This is a genomic window from Streptomyces sp. BBFR102 (genome assembly GCF_051397025.1).
GTDB lineage: Bacteria > Actinomycetota > Actinomycetes > Streptomycetales > Streptomycetaceae > Streptomyces.
The window spans coordinates 5,678,385-5,694,384 of record NZ_CP195757.1 but is presented as its reverse complement, the minus strand read 5'-3'; the positions used below and the strand labels follow the sequence as shown (position 1 = coordinate 5,694,384).

At 75.7% G+C, this 16,000-nt stretch carries 16 protein-coding genes; 8 read left to right on the top strand and 8 right to left on the bottom strand.

Annotation, left to right across the window (positions count from 1 at the left end; genetic code table 11):
- Positions 1–95: 95 nt before the first annotated feature.
- Complete coding sequence (locus ACSLIC_RS25280) at positions 96–1,271, bottom strand: MFS transporter (protein WP_436740000.1); 1,176 nt, start codon at positions 1,269–1,271, stop codon at positions 96–98.
- Between the two features lie 60 nt (positions 1,272–1,331).
- Here ACSLIC_RS25280 and ACSLIC_RS25275 point away from each other — a divergent pair, with 60 nt between their 5' ends.
- On the top strand, positions 1,332–2,318 hold the full coding sequence (locus ACSLIC_RS25275; RefSeq protein ID WP_436739999.1) for an ArsR/SmtB family transcription factor: 987 nt from the start codon (positions 1,332–1,334) through the stop codon (positions 2,316–2,318).
- 425 nt (positions 2,319–2,743) lie between these two features.
- The gene (locus ACSLIC_RS25270; RefSeq protein WP_436739998.1) at positions 2,744–3,025 is read left to right on the top strand and encodes a hypothetical protein; all 282 of its coding nucleotides are present in this window, start codon (positions 2,744–2,746) and stop codon (positions 3,023–3,025) included.
- A gap of 25 nt (positions 3,026–3,050) precedes the next feature.
- Here the strand turns inward: ACSLIC_RS25270 and ACSLIC_RS25265 are convergent, their stop codons facing one another.
- Both ACSLIC_RS25265 and ACSLIC_RS25260 read right to left on the bottom strand, forming a co-directional pair.
- Positions 3,051–3,533, bottom strand: a complete 483-nt coding sequence (locus tag ACSLIC_RS25265; RefSeq protein ID WP_436739997.1) for a GreA/GreB family elongation factor — start codon at positions 3,531–3,533, stop codon at positions 3,051–3,053.
- Positions 3,534–3,614: 81 nt separating this feature from the next.
- A complete protein-coding gene (locus ACSLIC_RS25260) occupies positions 3,615–4,904 on the bottom strand; it encodes a YhgE/Pip domain-containing protein (protein WP_436739996.1) in 1,290 nt (429 codons plus the stop codon).
- Positions 4,905–5,504: 600 nt separating this feature from the next.
- Between ACSLIC_RS25260 and ACSLIC_RS25255 the strand changes: the two genes are divergently transcribed.
- Genes ACSLIC_RS25255 through ACSLIC_RS25245 form a run of 3 tightly spaced genes read left to right on the top strand, consistent with a single transcriptional unit; the run spans position 5,505 to position 7,729 of the window.
- On the top strand, positions 5,505–5,846 hold the full coding sequence (locus tag ACSLIC_RS25255; RefSeq protein WP_436739995.1) for a PadR family transcriptional regulator: 342 nt from the start codon (positions 5,505–5,507) through the stop codon (positions 5,844–5,846).
- Positions 5,843–6,805 carry a hypothetical protein gene (locus ACSLIC_RS25250; protein WP_436739994.1) on the top strand — a complete coding sequence of 321 codons (963 nt, stop codon included), beginning with the start codon at positions 5,843–5,845 and terminating at the stop codon, positions 6,803–6,805. Before ACSLIC_RS25255 ends, ACSLIC_RS25250 begins: the two co-directional genes overlap by 4 nt.
- A 12-nt stretch (positions 6,806–6,817) precedes the next feature.
- Positions 6,818–7,729: a phosphatase PAP2 family protein gene (locus tag ACSLIC_RS25245; protein ID WP_436739993.1), complete on the top strand. Its 912-nt coding sequence runs from the start codon at positions 6,818–6,820 to the stop codon at positions 7,727–7,729.
- Positions 7,730–7,854: 125 nt separating this feature from the next.
- Here ACSLIC_RS25245 and ACSLIC_RS25240 read toward each other — a convergent pair whose 3' ends face one another.
- The 5 genes from ACSLIC_RS25240 to ACSLIC_RS25220 form a co-directional block, all read right to left on the bottom strand.
- Positions 7,855–8,385 carry an NUDIX hydrolase gene (locus ACSLIC_RS25240; protein WP_436739992.1) on the bottom strand — a complete coding sequence of 177 codons (531 nt, stop codon included), beginning with the start codon at positions 8,383–8,385 and terminating at the stop codon, positions 7,855–7,857.
- 78 nt (positions 8,386–8,463) lie between these two features.
- On the bottom strand, positions 8,464–10,098 hold the full coding sequence (gene lnt / locus ACSLIC_RS25235) for an apolipoprotein N-acyltransferase (RefSeq protein WP_436739991.1): 1,635 nt from the start codon (positions 10,096–10,098) through the stop codon (positions 8,464–8,466).
- 69 nt (positions 10,099–10,167) lie between these two features.
- Complete coding sequence (locus tag ACSLIC_RS25230) at positions 10,168–11,604, bottom strand: DEAD/DEAH box helicase (RefSeq protein WP_436739990.1); 1,437 nt, start codon at positions 11,602–11,604, stop codon at positions 10,168–10,170.
- Between the two features lie 152 nt (positions 11,605–11,756).
- Positions 11,757–12,326, bottom strand: a complete 570-nt coding sequence (locus ACSLIC_RS25225; protein ID WP_436739989.1) for a hypothetical protein — start codon at positions 12,324–12,326, stop codon at positions 11,757–11,759.
- 99 nt (positions 12,327–12,425) lie between these two features.
- The gene (locus ACSLIC_RS25220) at positions 12,426–13,211 is read right to left on the bottom strand and encodes a glutamate racemase (RefSeq protein ID WP_436739988.1); all 786 of its coding nucleotides are present in this window, start codon (positions 13,209–13,211) and stop codon (positions 12,426–12,428) included.
- 585 nt (positions 13,212–13,796) lie between these two features.
- On the opposite strand from ACSLIC_RS25220, the gene ACSLIC_RS25215 reads away from it, so the two are divergent.
- From ACSLIC_RS25215 to ACSLIC_RS25205, 3 genes are all read left to right on the top strand, one after another.
- The gene (locus ACSLIC_RS25215; RefSeq protein ID WP_436739987.1) at positions 13,797–14,303 is read left to right on the top strand and encodes a DUF6643 family protein; all 507 of its coding nucleotides are present in this window, start codon (positions 13,797–13,799) and stop codon (positions 14,301–14,303) included.
- Between the two features lie 76 nt (positions 14,304–14,379).
- A complete protein-coding gene (locus tag ACSLIC_RS25210) occupies positions 14,380–15,225 on the top strand; it encodes an MOSC domain-containing protein (protein ID WP_436739986.1) in 846 nt (281 codons plus the stop codon).
- 109 nt (positions 15,226–15,334) lie between these two features.
- The gene (locus tag ACSLIC_RS25205) at positions 15,335–15,940 is read left to right on the top strand and encodes an Rv1733c family protein (RefSeq protein ID WP_436739985.1); all 606 of its coding nucleotides are present in this window, start codon (positions 15,335–15,337) and stop codon (positions 15,938–15,940) included.
- Positions 15,941–16,000 lie beyond the last annotated feature (60 nt).

The following is a 16,000-nucleotide window of genomic DNA, read 5'->3' as shown; positions in this document are numbered from 1 at the left end:
GCAGGCATCCCGGCTCCACCCCGCCACCCCCTCGGCCCCACCGAGAGGCGGCTGCCCGCCCCGGGTGCCGGACGGCCGCAACGCAAGGGGACGTCCTACGCGCGCTCCGGCGCACCCCCCGCCCGCAGCCCCGGAGCCAGCGCGAGGGTCACCGCGGCGGCGGCCACCGCCAGGACGGCCATCGCGGTCGAGGGCGCGACGTACCGGGCGAGGCTTCCCGCGAGGAGGGCTGCGAGCCCCTGGCAGGCGAGCATCCCGGAGGAGTGCAGGCCGAGGGCGTGTCCGCCGAGGGTGCCCGGGGTCAGGGCCAGCAGTCGCTCCTGGAGCAGCAGACTCGCGGAGAAGCCGAGCGAGGCGAGGGTGACGGCGACCAGTGCGAGCGGCAGGGGCGGGGCCGTCGCGAAGACCAGGTAGGGGAGGGCGAGCAGCAGGCGCAGCGGCGCCCCGAGCCCCGGCCGCCACCGCGGGGGCAGGAACCGGCCGGTGAGCAGGTCACCCGCCAGCATGCCGAGCGCGGAGCAGGCGAGGAGCAGCCCCGCGTGCCGGGGCGCGTACGGGATGAAGAGGGACTCGCAGCCGACGATGAGGCCGTTGGGCACCCACAGCGCGAGGTAGACCCGCCGGCGGGGACCGGAGGACCACAGGAGGGCGTTGGTCCGCCAGGTCGCGGCAGGCGACGGGCGGCCGGCGGCACGCGGCGGCCGGGCCGTCAGACCGAGGCGGGCCACGGCCGCGGCGGCGAGGTGGAGGGCGACGCCCAGGAGGAGTGTGCCCTGCGGGGAGAGGGTGGCCACCAGCAAGCCGCCTACGGCGAACCCGCCGAGCTGGGCGGCACCGTCGGAGAGGTTGAACAGGGAGCGGCCGAGCAGGTAACCCTCCTTGGACAGCACGTCGTTGAGCAGCCCGTACCGCACCCCGCCGCCCGGCGCGGCCAGCAGGCCCTGTCCCAGCAGGACCGCGAAGGCGGCCGTGAGGGGCAGCTCGGGCAGAGCCTGGACCGCGGCGCCGAGGGCGAGCAGGAGTGCCAGGCAGGTGGTGGCCGCGCGCGGTGGCAGGCGGTCGGCGGCCGACAACAGGGTGGCCGCACCGACGACATGGGCGAGGGACGGGCCGAAGAGGGCGAGGGCGGAGAGCAGGGGTGAGCCGGTCCGCGCGTACACGAGGGTGCCGAGGGCGAGGCCGCTCACCGTGGCGGCGACGCCCGACAGGGTGGCGGTCAGGAAGAACGGGGTGAACTCGGGGGTGCGGAAGAGGTCTTGGTAGCCGCGCATGCCGGGGAGTCTGGGCAGGGCCGCCACCGGGCCGTTACTGTTTCGCACGGGGGCGAAACCATGGGCTGGTGGCTGGTGGGCGCGGACACCCTCGCGACGAGCCGCTTCGTCGTCTCACCGCTGACCGAGACGGTGGCCCGGCTGATGGACCTGGAGACGGGAACGGCCGCGTACCCCGGGGAGCGCGCCTGGCTCGACGCCCATCTGGCGGCCTACCGCGCACGGCTGGCCGCCGACCCGGTCGCCGCCGCCGTCGTACGGGCCGGGTTCGCCACCCGCTGGACAGCGGATTTCCTGACACCCGCACCGGTGGTCGAACACCCCTCGTTCGAGGAGGAGTTGACACGGTTGCGCGCGACACCGACCGGGGACGCGTACGCGGATCTGGCCGTCTCGCTCGGCAGGCCGCTCCCGGCCGGGCTGCGCCGCCCGGACGTGGTCGAGCGGGCGGCGGGCCTGCTGGAGTGGGTGTGGACGCAGGCGGTACGTCCGTACTGGCCCCGGCGGCGCCGGATCGTGGAGGCGGACATCCTCGCGCGGACGCAGTGGCTGAGCCGGGGCGGCTGGGCGGCGGCGCTGGAGGGGATGGGGCCGGGGACGCGCTGGCTCGGCGAGGGCCGGCTCCAGATCAACTCGCACCCGTATCCGCCCCGCCAGATCCACGGCGCCGCCGACCTGCTGTTCGTGCCGGTCACCCCGCGCCGGGGCTGGGTGACGTGGGACGAACCGCACCGGTACGCGGTGGTGTACCCGTGCGACGGCGTGCTGGCAGGGCCCGAACGGCGCCCGGCGCCCGGTCCGCTGCGCGCGCTCCTCGGCGCCGCGCGGGCGGAGGTGCTCCTGCTCCTCGGCGCCCCGAAGAGCACCACCCACCTGGTGGCCCTGACCGGCCAGGGGCTCGGATCGGTGGGTCGCCACCTCAAGGTGCTGCACGAGGCGGGCCTGGTCCGGCGCCGGCGCGCCGGACGGTCGGTGCTCTACCAGCGGACGGAGGCGGGCGAGTCACTGGTCGAGGCCGGGAGCGGCGCGCCTGGGCAGCCCCGGTGACCCTCCGGCCGGCGCGGCGGCGCAGACGTGGCCGGCGCGGCGCGTACGTGGCGGATGCCGACCTCGTACGCGCCGGTGTGACCCTCCGCGAGGTGGCGGGGAGCGCCCCGTCTCCGTGCGCGGCCCGATCGCGCGTGCCCCGACGGGGTCCGTGCGGGCCGAGGCGCGGGCCTTCGCCGACGCACGGGCTGCGGCCGGTCGAGGCGCTGTACACCCCTGGAAGGCGAGCGGCCCCGCCCCAGGGCGTGCGCGTCCTGCTCGACACCGGCCGGCAAGCTCACCGTGCGGTTCTGCGCCTTCACCCGGTGGAGGGTCATCCGCGGGCGGCGGTGCAGGCGGCTGGTTCCGCCACCCCGCGCGCATCCTGGCGGAACGGCGCACGATGGGAGGGAGCGACACGCGACCGAACACGCGCGGGAGGACGCATGGCACACCACCACAAGCCCAACCGGACGGTCGAGGGCGACTCGGACCGCGCCCGCGGCAAGGGAATGCCCCGGCGCCCCGACGAGGACAGACTGGAACGGCGGACGGTACGCGACCGGGAGGAGGCGGGCCTGCCCGGCGACGCGCCCGAGAGCTCCGAGACCGCCTATCGCGCGAGCCACGAGGAGGTCGACCGGGAGGCGGACGCCGGCGAGATCCCCACGGGTGACCGTACCCGCGGGTCCCGCGCCCCTTACCCGCCGACTCGTTACGAGGAGTGACCCGAGTGGGGCGTCTCCGGGCGGGTCAGCCCCGCGCCCGGGGCGCCCCGCCGAGGGAGACCACCACGGCCGCGGCCTCGCCGTCGGGCGTGCGGTAGCTCACCGGGTCACCGGGCCGGTGTCCCATGAGGGCGCGGCCCAACGGGCTGTCAGCCGTGACGAGGGACGCGTCGTAGCCCTCGGTGGCCTCGCCGATCCGGACCGTCTGCTCGGTGTCGTCGTCGAACCGCACGGTCACCGTGGAGCCCACACCGACCACCCCGGCGGGCGGCGGCCCCGCGTCGTCGGCCTGCCGGAGCCGTGAGGTGATGTCCGTGATCCGCGCGTCCAGCCGGGCGAGGTCCCCGCTGCGCCGCAGTTCGTCGGCGGCGTCGGCGCGGTCGCCCGCGACGGGGTCCGGGTCCCGCAGGGTGGCGGCGACCGTCTCACGCTCGGTGCGGGCATCGGCCAGCTCCTGCTCCAGCGCGTGGCGGGCGGCGGCGCTGATCGGCGGGGGATCGCTGGTCATGCCTGCTCCTAAGGATGACGGAGGTGGGGAAAGAGGAAGGAAGGGGAGGCCGGCGCGTGCCGGGCGAGGGGGCGCGCCGCCTCATTCCGGCCGGGGCACCATGCGGTGCAGGCCCTTGCGGTCGTAGTAGCGGGCCATGGCGAAGCCGAAGACGAGGGCGGCCGCGAACCCGATCGCGATCATGACCCAGGCACGGGCGAGGCCCGCGTCGGCCTGGGCGTCGAAGTAGAGGATGGCCCGGACACCGGCGGCCAGTTGGCGCATGGGCTCGAAGACGCCGAGGACCCGGTAGAACTCCGGCACGGCCTCCAGGGGCACGGTGGCGCCGGAGGAGGGCAGCGCCAGGGCGATGAAGACGAACATGGCCACGAGCTGACCGATCCCGCCGAACGCCGCGTTGATCGCCTGCACACCCAGCCCGACCGTGAGGCTCGCGCAGTAGGAGAACAGGGCGAGGAGCGGGAGGTGGGGTGCGTCCATCCCGAGGATGCCGACGGTCGCCACCATGATCAGGGCGGTGGTCAGCACGGCGAGGCCGGCGGTCATCCCCATCTTGACCAGCAGGGTGGCGGCCCGGCTGACCGGGACGGTGGGCCTGCGGCTGTGCCAGGGGCCGATCTCACTGTCCGCGTACCCGAGCCCGGTGTCGACGCCGTTGTGGATGATGTTGCCCGCCAGGAACCCGGCGAGTACCAGCAGCAGCGTGTAGTAGAAGGCGCTGAGCCCCAGGCCGCTGCGGGAACCGATCGGGTGCCCGACCTCGGTGGTGACGGCGATGGGGTCGCGCAGGAGCAGGCGCTCGGAGGGGCTGGCGCCACCGCCCGACGACTCGGTGAGCCGCTCGCCGAGGACCCGGGACGCCTCACCGGCCGCCCGCCCGGACACCTGGTCGGCCAGCGCCGAGCCGAGGCTGCCCATGCCGGGATTGGTCAGCAGGGTGAGGGTGGGCCGCTTGTCCGCCGCCCCCTCGGCCAGCGCGCGCACCGAGTCGGTGAAGTCCGCGGGGATGACCAGGGCGCCGTAGACCCGACCGGAGGCCAGTTGGTCGTGGGCCTCGGCCCGGGTGAGGCGCCGCCACTGCACGTCCTCCCCCGGTGAGGAGGAGACGATCTCCGAGCTGAGCTGGGCGCCGAGGTTCCGCCGCTCGCCGGGCAGCGGTCGACCGGTGTCCGCGTCGACCAGGGCGATGGGCAGACGGTGCAGGCTGCTGTCGGGCGTGAGGATGCCGCCCATGTAGAGCAACGAAAGCAGCAGGGCGACCAGCCCGCTCAGTACGGCGGGCAGGAGCCACAGCTTCCAGCGGCGCAGCAGGGACCCCGCGCTCGCACCGGCGGCGGGGGTGGGGGTGGGCGGAGGGGACGCGGAAGCCATACAACTCCACAGCTCTCGGGGCGCCGGGCGCCGGGGCGGCCCCTGCGCGGCAGGTGCGGCACGACCGTAGACCCGTCGCGGGGAACCGCCGCCGTCCGACACTCCCCCGCCCGTCCGCTCACCCCGCTCGGCGGAAGGCTGCCTCGCCCGCACTCGTACCGGTCACCGTCGGCGGCGCCCACCAGGTGCCGCAGCGGCCGGTCCGGGCCGCGCCGGGGTTCAGGCGGGCGGTGGGCCGCCCCCACCCGGTGTCCGGCGCGTGCGGCGAGGTGGTCGCGGCGCAGGACCCGCGTGGCCGTCGGCGTCGGGCAGCCGGTCGAGCGCGGCGAGATCCTCGGGCACCGGCGCCCCGGCCACGCGGTGCCCCGCGCCCGGCGGACGAGCCTCGGCCGGCCTTCCCTCAGCCGGGTCGAGGCCGGCCGGCGCCGACGCCCGCAGTGGCCTGGAGCGGCTGCGGGCGTTCGCGTACGAGACCGTCCGGCTCGGCGTCGCCCTGCTCCGTCGGGCATGACGCTGTGCGCCGGATGCGAGCGGAGCTTCGGTGGGCCTCGCGGTACCCGGCGGCGAGGATATCTCGCCGCTCGATATATCCTCGCCCCCATGGACCGAAAGAATCCGTCCCTGACGGAACCGCAGTACTTCATCCTCGCCGCCCTCTTGGACGGGCCCCTGCACGGCTACGGCATCATCAAGGCCGCCGGGCAGGCCACAGACGGGCGGCTGCGGATCGCTGTCGGCACGCTCTACGGCGCGCTGGAGCGGATGGAGCGGGCGGGACTGGTGAGGGCCGACCACGAGGAGATCGTGGACGGCCGGGCGCGACGCTACTACCGGCTCACCGAGGACGGCTCCACGGTGCTCCACCGGGAGGCGCTGCGAATGCGGCAGGCCGCCGCGTTCGTCATCGAGCACGGGCCCAGGACGGGGGCGGCACCGGCATGAACCGTCTGCTGCTCGCGGCCTACCCCGCGTCCTACCGTGCCCGCCACGGGCAGGAGGTGCTGGGCTGCCTGGCCGAGGCGTACCCGGGCCGCTCCTGGCCGCCGCCCCGGGAGACCGCCACCCTGATACGTGCCGGGCTGGAGGCCCGCGCCCGCGAAGTCGCCGAAGATCCGGCCCGGCCCTGGTGGCTGGACGGCGTCCACCTGGCCGCCCTCGTCCTCGCCGCGCTGGCGCTGGTGCCGTACCTCCAGGACGTGTGGCACTGGGGACTGCGCATCGACCCCGGCGAACACGCCATCGCCTTCCACTTCTCGGGCTGGTACCCGTGGGCGGACGGGCCCACGCGGACCAGGCTTCTGCCCTACGGGCTGCTCCCGCTGGTCTGCCTGGTCGCCCTGTTGCGCGGCAGGGCGTGGATCGCGCTGCCGGCCTCGGTCGCGATGATCCACGCGGGCGCCACCTTCGGCACCTCCACGCTCTTCGGCACCGAGGGCATGGCCGGGCTCGGCTACTACGGGCTGGGCGCGCCCCTGACCGCGCGCGACCTGGTGCTGTCGGGGACGCTGTGCGCCGCCTGTGCGGTGCTGGCGGTCTGCCGCCCCAAGCGGCTGCGCCGCCACTCGTACCGCTGGCTGATCCCGCTCACCGTCGGCCTGTTCGTGGCCGGGCAGTTGCACGTCATCGCGATCAGCCCGGCCTTCCAGCGCGGCCTGTTCGTCGTCGAGGTGGCCGGGCTGCTCGCGGCGTGGGTGGCCACCGCCGCCACCGGCGACCGCCGGTGGCTCATCCCCGTCGCGGTGTTCGCCTTCGTCCGCGTGCAGGCGATCGTCGTGCAGCCGCGCGGCTTCATGGGCTCCCTGCCGGACCTGGTCGTCCTCCTGCTCCTGATCGCACCCCTGCCCGTCCTGGCCATCGCCGCCCAGCGGCGGCAGCAGCGCACCCTCCTCGAACTGCCGTAAGGAAGAAGACGGATGGCTCAGCAGAAGACGACGGCACCCCGGCAGTCCCCTCCTGGCCGGACCCCGCCGGCCGCACGGACGCGACGGCGCTGGATCACGGCGCCACGTGCCCTCCTGGGATTCGTGGCGGTCTACCTGGCCGCCGTCTGCACGCCCTTCGGACAGCGGGCCGAGAACGCCCTGTTCGGCGGGGAGGGCGCCCGGCCCGCCTGGATCTACGACTGGTCGGGCGCGGCCTACGGGTCGTCGGCCCTGCCGCCCCTGGAAGGCACTGCCGTGCCCACCCTGGTCGTGGGCACGGCGGCCGTCGCGGTCGTCGCGCTGGTGCGGAAACGCTGGTGGCAGGGGTGCGCGGCGATCGGAGTCGTCCTGGCGACGGTCGGCGGCAAGGAGGTACTCAGGACCGTCCTGCCCCGCCCGGACCTGGTGGGCGCCCGCGTCTCCCTCCTGGAGGCCAGCTTCCCCAGCGGGCATGTGGCCGTCCCCGCCGGGCTGGTCCTCGCCGCCGTTCTCGTCGCCTCCCCGCGCGTACGCCCGTACGTCACGGCGGCCGGCATGCTGTGGCTCGCCGTCACCGCCGGCGCCGTCCTGGCCACGTACCACCACCGCCCCAGTGACGTCCTGGGCACCACGCTGCTGGCCTGCGCCTGCTACTGCCTCGCGACCCGTCTGCTGCCGCCGGCCCACGCCCCGGTCGCCGCGCACCACTCGCGTACGCGGCCCGCGGTCGCCCTGTGCCTGTCTGCGGCCGGCGGCCTCGTCGCCGGCGCACGCGCCGACTCGCTCACGGAGTCGCTGGTCTTCGCGGCGGCGGCCTTCCTGTGCGCGGCCCTGTTCTGGTTCACCACGGCACAGCCCCTCCCGCGCGCACCACGCCCCGACGGGACGTCACCGGGGCTCGCAGCTCCCCCCGCGCGCCCCTGAGGCGACGCGGCCTCTCCGGCCTCGGGTGCCGGTCCCGGCGGCGGCCCTCTCGGCGAGGGCGAGGGCGAGGGCGTCGGCGATACCGCCCGCCGCGCCCGTGACCAGGGCGGTCGCGGGCGGGCAGGTCAGCGGCCGGGAGCCTCGGGCGTGTCGGTGCGCTCCAACTCGCGGGGGTCGGTGAAGGCGGGGTCGAACCACGTGGGGGTGTCGGCAGGGGCCAGCGCCTGCCTGACCCGGTAGGCGGAGAACTCGGCCAGCTCCGGCAGGTCGTCCACCGCGAACCAGGCGACCTCCAGGGACTCGTCGTCGTTGACCCGGGCCTCACCGCCGACGGCGCGGCAGCGCAGGGTGATGTCCATGTACTGGCAGACGTCCTGATTGGGGTAGGCCACCGGTTTCAGGGCCTGGACCAGGACGACGCGCTCGGGGACGCAGAGCACGGCGGTCTCCTCGTACACCTCGCGCACCGCGCACTGGGCGGGCTGCTCCCCCGGGTCGGGGATGCCGCCGATGATCGACCAGCGGCCGTTGTCGGCGCGGCGGCCGAGCAGGACGCGCCCCTCGTCGTCGAAGACGACGGCGCTGACCCCGGGCAGCCACAGGAGCTGGTGGCCGGCGGAGGCGCGGAGGGTGCGGAGGAAGTCGGGAGTAGCCATGCGTGCGACCCTAACGTCTGGCCAGGGCCCCTACGCAGGCGCGTGGGGGCCCTGGCCACAGGGGGCGTACGCCCCCGCTCAGGCGTCCGGGGCGGCGGCGCGGCGGCGGCGCACCGCGCCGGTGGCGGCCCAGCCGAGGCCGACCGCGGCGAGGGCCACGAGGGCGGCCTCGGGGAGCGCGCCGAGCCGGGTGGCCCAGGTCTGCGAGGAGCGCAGCGGCACCTCCGCGACGAGGGAGGCGGGCTCGAACATGCCGGTGCGCTGGACCAGTTCACCGTCGGGCCGGATGACGGCGCTGACGCCGCTGGTGACGGGGACGGCGACGGCGCGGCTGTGCTCGACGGCGCGGACCCGGGACATGGCGAGCTGCTGGTAGGTCATCTCGCTGAAACCGAAGGTCGCGTTGTTGCTGGGGACGGAGAGCAGCTGCGCCCCGGCGTCCACGGTCTCCCGTACGGCGCCGTCGAAGGCGGCCTCGTAGCAGGTGGCGATGCCGACCTGGCTCCCGGCGAGGTCGAAGACGCCCGGATCGGTCCCCCGGCTGAACTCGGTGCGGACCATGTCGACATAGCCCTCGCTGAAGAAGCCGATCAGGGAGCGCAGCGGGATGTACTCGCCGAAGGGCTGGATGATCCGCTTGTCGTAGGTGTCGACGGGGCCCTTGTCGGGGTCCCAGAGGATCTGCTGGTTGTAGAGCTTGCCGTCCTCGGCCAGGACCACGCCGCCGACCGAGATGGGCGCCTTGACCGTGGTGGCCGCCTTCTCGATGACGGAGCGGGCGTCGTCGTTGGTGAAGGGGTCGATGTCGGAGGAGTTCTCCGGCCACAGGACGAAGTCGGGCTGGGCGGCCTCGCCCTTGGCGACGCGTGCGGCGAGGCGGGCGGTCTCGCGGGCGTGGTAGTCGAGGACGGCGCGGCGCTGGGCGTTGAAGTCCAGGCCCATCCTGGGCACGTTGCCCTGGACGACGGCGACGGTGGCGGTGCCGTTCTCGGCGCGGTCCGAGACGAGCGGGCGGGCCGCGAGGGCCGCGGCGGGCGGGAGGAGGAGCGCGGCGGCGGCACCGGCGGTGGCGGCCCGGCGCAGGGTCCCGGTGCTGCGGCGCAGGTACAGCTGGCGGGCCAGCTCGCCGAGGCCGAAGCCGCAGAGTGCGGCGGCGAAGCCGAGCAGCGGGGTGCCGCCGGCGGCGGCGAGCGGCAGGAAGATCCCGTCGGCCTGGCCGAAGGCGACCTTGCCCCAGGGGAACCCGCCGAACGGCACGCGGGCCCGCGCGGCCTCCCCGGCGGTCCACAGCGCGGCGGCCCACAGCGGCCAGCCGGGGAGCCGGGCGACCAGCGTGGTGAGGCCGCCGACCACGGCGACGAAGAAGGCTTCGGCGACGGCCAGCGCCAGCCACGGCCCGGGGCCGACCTCGACGCCGGTCCACACCAGCAGCGGCAGCAGGAACCCGAGGCCGAAGAGGGCACCGAGCCCCAGCCCCGCCTTGAAGCCGCGCCCCCGCAGCAGCAGCCCGAAGGCGGCGAAGGCCGGCAGAGCCAGCCACCACAGCACCCGGGGCGGGAAGCTGACGTAGAGGAGCACGCCGGCGAGGCCGGCCCCGGCGGCGAGGTACAGGGCACGCAGGAGGCGGGCGGTGCGGCCGGGCCCGGCGGGCGGCGGGGGCGGGGGCGGGGGCGGGCCGGGAGTCCCGTCGGCGGGGGCGATGGTGGCGGTCACGCGTCGGAGTCTACGGCTCGTGACCCGGGCGTGCTCAGGGCCTCCGGCGGGGCCGGGCCGGGGGCGGGGTCAGCGGCCTCGGCGGATTCGGGCGGCCTTGCGCGCCTCGGCCAGTTTCCGTTCCTCGGCGCTCCGGCGGGACTCGTTCTTGGCCCGGCCGGACTTACCGGGGACGGTCCCGATGCCGCGGAACTGGGCGCCGCCGCGCTTGGGGCGTTCGGCGCTGGGCGCGCTGCCGTCGACCGGGACGCGGGACGGGGCCTTGGCGCCGGTGAGGCGGCTGAGTTCCGCTTCGCCGGAGCGGACCTGCGTGACCCGGGGCCGCAGCCCCGCGTCCGCCATGAGCCGCAGCACGTCCTTTCGCTGGTCGGGCGTGACCAGGGTGACGACGGTGCCGGAGCCGCCGGCCCGGGCGGTGCGTCCGCCGCGGTGGAGGTAGTCCTTGTGGTCGGCCGGCGGGTCGACGTTCACGACGAGGTCGATCTCGTCGACGTGGATGCCGCGCGCGGCGACGTTCGTGGCCACCAGGACGCTCACCTCGCCGCCGCGGAACCGCTCCAGAGTGCGGGTGCGCAGCGGCTGGGACTTGTCGCCGTGCAGGGCCGCGGCGCGGACGCCGCTGCCGCGGAGGTGGGCGGTGAAGCGGTCGACGGACGCCTTGGTGGCCAGGAACATGATCGTGCGCCCGTCGCGGGCGGCGATCTCCGTGGCGGTGGCGAACTTGTCCGCGCCGTGCACCTGGAGCACCTGGTGGTCCATGGTGGTGACGGCGGCGGCCACGGGGTCGGCGGAATGGGCCACCGGGTCGTGGAGGTGGTTCCGGACCAGGAGGTCGACGTTCCGGTCGAGGGTCGCGGAGAACAGCATCCGCTGGCCGCCCTCGGGCACCCGGTCCAGGAGCCCGGTGACCTGGTCCATGAAGCCCAGGTCGGCCATCTGGTCGGCCTCGTCGAGGACGGTGGTCTCCACCCGGTCGAGCCGGACGTCCTTGCGCTCGACGAGGTCCAGGAGGCGGCCGGGGGTGGCGACGACGACCTCGGCCCCCTCACGCAGGGCGGTGGCCTGCCGGCCGATCGACATGCCGCCGACCACGGTGGCCGTCCGCAGGCCCAGCTCGCGGGCGTACGGCGCGAGCGCGTCGGTGACCTGCTGCGCCAGCTCGCGGGTCGGCACGAGGACGAGCGCCAGGGGCTTGCGGGCCTCGGACCGCCGACCCTTGAGGCGTACGAGGAGCGGCAGCCCGAAGGCGAGGGTCTTGCCGGAACCGGTCCGTGCCCGACCCAGGACGTCCCGCCCGGCGAGGGCGTCCGGGAGGGTGGCCGCCTGGATCGGGAAGGGCGTCTCCACGCCCCGTTCGGTGAGCAGTTCCCGTATCCCGGCGGGCAGGCCGAGCTCGTCGAAGGAAGCGGCGGCGGGGAGGCGGGGGGTGTGGCCGACCGGCCACGCGAAGTCGCCCTCGGCATCGGCGGGGCGGGTGGTGCGGTCCGGACGGGCTGAACTGTTCATGGGCTCCATTGTGGGTCAAGGAGGACAGCCGGGGCCCCGGAGGGCGGGCTCGGGGCCTGCCCCCCGCCGTGGGGCGGCACGCGGTGGGCGGTGATCCGGCTCCGTTCGGGAGCGGCCGGGCGGGTCCTGGTACCGCAACCGCGTTTGCAGTACTAGTAGGAGGAGCTGGCCTCGGGCAGGCGGTTGCGGATGGCGCGGACGGCGGAGCGGGCGTCGTCCACGGTGACGGTGAGGCTGTGGCCGTCGGTCAGGCGCAGGACGAGGCCCTCGCCGCGCCGCACCACGACGGCCATGCCCCGTTCCGGGCGCCAGCGGTACCCCCAGCCGCCCCAGTGGCGCGGGCAGACGCTGGGCGCGTAATCGACGTCGGCGACGGTGCCCAGGAGGATGCGGCGGCGGGGGAAGCCGAGGTGGCCGCAGCGCACCTCCAGCGCGTCGTCGTCGACCCGCACGGCGACGTGGACGAAGGCGAGGGTGCCGTAGAGGATGAGCAGCCCGGCGGCGATGCAGCCGACCACGGCCATGACCAGCGGGGTGATCCCGGAGGCCCAGGAGGAGTCGACGGCCAGTTCGACGCCGAGGGCGAGGCAGGCGAGGCCCGCGACGGCCAGGAACCACTGGAGACGGCCGGAGGCGCGCCCGGTCCAGGTCTCGACGGGCGCGTGCGGCCCCGGGTGCGGCGGGACGTCGGCGGGGCGGGACGCGGGCTCGGGTTCCCTCATACGGCCGACCATACGGAGACTCCCGTGCCGGGGCAGTTCGCGCGGGGCGTACGAGGGACCCCGCGACCGCCCCGTCCGGCGCCTGGAGCGCCGGGTCCGTCAGCGGTCGGCGGCGACGGGGGCGAGCAGGCGGCCCTGCTCGTAGCTGAGGGCGGCGGCGGGCAGGGACTCGGCGCGGCCGCTGAGCAGCACGGTGAGGGTGCCGGTGGCGGGCGCGGCCGGGTTCGGGGCGATACCGAGGCGGCGCAGGGCCTGGGCGGCGACCGCCGGGGCGGAGCCGTGCAGGGTGAGCGGACCGGTGCCGGAGTGCTCCAGGGCGGTGCGGATGGCGTCGCCGACGAGTTCGTAGTGGGTGCAGCCGAGGACGAGGGAGGTGACCGTGGCCGGGGTGAGCGCGGCGGCGGACGCGATGGCGTCGGCGACGGCGGCCGGGTCGTCCCACTGGACGGCGTCGGCCAGGCCCGGGCAGGGCACCTCGGTCACCGGGGTGCCGCCCGCGAAGTCGGCGACGAGCCGGCGCTGGTAGGCGCTTCCGGTGGTGGCGGGGGTGGCCCAGATGGCGACGTGGCCGCCGCCGGCCGCCGCCGGCTTGATCGCGGGGACGGTGCCGATGACGGGCAGCCCCGGCTCGAAGCGCTCGCGCAGCGCGGGCAGCGCGTGCACCGACGCGGTGTTGCAGGCGACGATCAGGGCGTCGGGAGCGTGCGCGGCGGCGGCCTCGGCGGCCGCTACGGCGTGTGCGCTGACGTCCGCGGGCGTGCGGGGGCCCCACGGCATCCCGTCGGGGTCGGAGGAGAGGACGAGATCGGCGTCGGGGCGCAGCCGGCGCACGGCGGCGGCGGCCGGCAGGAGGCCGATCCCGGAGTCCACGAGGGCGATCTTCACCCGGCCACCATAGTCGATGACCTGCGGCGGGCCGTCGCCGCGGGGCTGGTGCCAGGGGTGCGCGGGGCGGGTGCGGCAGGGGTGGTCCGCGCCTGTTTGCGCCCCGGCGTCCCGCGCAGGCCCCGACCGTACGCCTCGTCGAGGGCGCGCTACGGGCTGGGGCCGCGGCCGGGTACCAGGTAGCGCGCCTCGCGGTGGACCACGAGGCCGTCCGGCCCCTGGGTGAGCAGGGCGAGGGCGCAGACGAGGGGCGGCACGTCGCACTCGTCGAGCGGGAAGCGGACCGGGGCGCCGCGCCGTCTCCCACCGCAGGCCCGATGAGGGGGACTTGCCCCGATGTCACCCCGGGGCGGAGAGGACGGAGCACCTCCGGCCCGCCGGAAGCGGCTCTTCCGGAGAAAGAACACTGGCAGGCGGCGCGTCGCCTCATCCTGGAGGCGGATCTTCATACCTCATCGGAACCCGAGAGTTGGCATGATTTCGACATGTTCACCCACATTGATGAGGCCGCGTGGCCCCCGGACCGGAAAACAACCCTCTGATCGGGCTCCCCAATGACCGCGTCGTGGGCTTAACTTAGGTGCCATGACCTCCCTCCGCGCCAGCTACGGCAGCGGCTACCATTCCGCGCCATCCTTCCAGGACACCCCGATCTACGACTCGCTCGTGGCGGAGCGGGGCACGCCGCAGATCGCCCCGATCCGGGTCCCCTCGATGTACAACACGGGCTCCGCGCTCCCCGCGCTGCCCTCGGCGCTGCCCGCACTCCCCGCCGCCCCGTCACCGCAGCCCGCGGGGTACGGGTACCCGCAGCAGACGCAGGCCCCGGCGCCCGCCTTCCAGCAGGCCCCCGCGCCGTACATCCCGCAGCAGCAGGCGCCACCGCGCGGCTACCAGCCCGCGCAGCCCTACACCCAGCCGCAGCCGCCCCAGCAGCCGCGCCCCGCGCCGGCGGGGTACGAGGCGATGCGCCCGGCGGCCCAGCCCTCGGGATACGAGGCGATGCGCCCGGCCACTGCCCGGCCGAACCCGGCCCCGCCGCAGCAGCCGTACGAGGACCCGTACAACGGGCCCTACCGAGGCGGGTACTGACCGGCGGGTCCGCCCGAGAGCGCGGAGTGGACGAACGGGGAGGTACGGCTCGGCGGGCCGGTGGCAGGATGGCTCCATGTCCCAAGCCGAGCTGACCTCCATCCACGTCTACCCCGTGAAGGGGACCCGCGGTCTCACCCTGCCGACGGCCGCCGTCGAGCCGTGGGGGCTGGCCGGCGACCGGCGCTGGATGCTGGTCGACGCGGAGGGCCGGTGCGTCACCCAGCGCGGCTTGCCCGCCCTGGCGCTGGTCTCCGTCGCGCCGCTGCCCGGCGGCGGCCTGCTGCTGACCGTCCCCGGCCGGGAGCCGTGGGAGGTGCCGGTGCCGGGTCACGGCGCGCCGGCCGCCACCGTGGAGATCTGGAAGGACAAGGTCCGCGCGGTCGTCGGCGACGCCGCGGCGAGCGCCCGGGTGAGCGCCTTCCTCGGCAGCGCGGTCCGGCTCGTCCACCTCGCCGACCCTGCGCGCGACCGCCTCGTGGACCAGGAGTTCGCGGCCCCCGGCGAGACCGTCAGCTTCGCCGACGGCTATCCGCTGCTGGTGACCGCCACCGGCTCGCTCGACGCGCTCAACACGCTGATCGCCGAGGGCGACCACGCCGCCGAGGGCCCACTGCCGATGGAGCGCTTCCGCCCCAGCCTCGTCGTCTCCGGCACCGGAGCGTGGGACGAGGACGGGTGGGCGCGCGTCGCCGTCGGCGAGGTCACCTTCAAGGTCGCCAAGATGTGCGGGCGCTGCGTGGTGACCACCACCGACCAGCGCACCGCCGAGCGCGGCAAGGAGCCCCTGCGGACCCTCGCACGCCACCGCCGTTTCGGTTCCCAGCTCGTCTTCGGGCAGAATCTGATCCCCGAATCGACCGGTACGGTCCGCGCGGGGGACCCGTTCACCGTCCTCGCGCGACGGCCCGTGGGAGCCTGATCCGCTCGGGCGGGACTCGTCGAGGGTCCCGCGGAGTGGTTCCGCTCGCCTCGGGCAGCCGTTCCCGCGTGGCGGACCGCACGGCCGGACGTGACCGAGAGGGGGTGCGATGCGGACGATCACCGGGCTGTGGCGCTGGCGCCGCAGCCCGCTCTACCGCCGGACCGACCGCGTCGAGGCGTGGCTCGCGCTGCTCTGCGGCGCGCTCCTGGTGGTCGGCGCCCCCTGGGTGGCGCTGACCGTCGGCTCCGCCACCGAGCGCGCCCTGCTGGAGACGGCCGCCGCCGAACGGGCCCAGCGGCGGCAGACCGTCGCCACGGTCGACCGGCCGCTCGGCCGACCGGTCTACGACGCCGACCCGGAGACCGCGCAGGCCCCGCACTCCCGGACCCGGGTGGTCGCCCGCTGGACCGCGCCCGACGGCACGGCCCGCACCGGCAGGATCGTCGCACCCCCTGGTTCGGACACCCCGGGGGCCCGCTTCCGGATCTGGACGGACCTGCGGGGCTCCGCCACCCCGCCCCCGATGCCGCCGATGATGGCGCAGACCCACGCCTGGCTGGCCGGGATCGGCGCCGCCACCGCGTGGGGCGTTCTCGTCGAGGGCGTGCGCCGGGGCGCGCGGTGGCGCATCGTCCGCTTCCGGTACGCCTGTTGGGACCGGGAGTGGGAGCGGGTCGGCCCCGACTGGGGCAGAACCGGCACCGGAAGCTGATCACCGCGCTCCTGCCGCACCGACCGGTCAACTCCCCCATCCGGCGCGCGCTACGGTGGA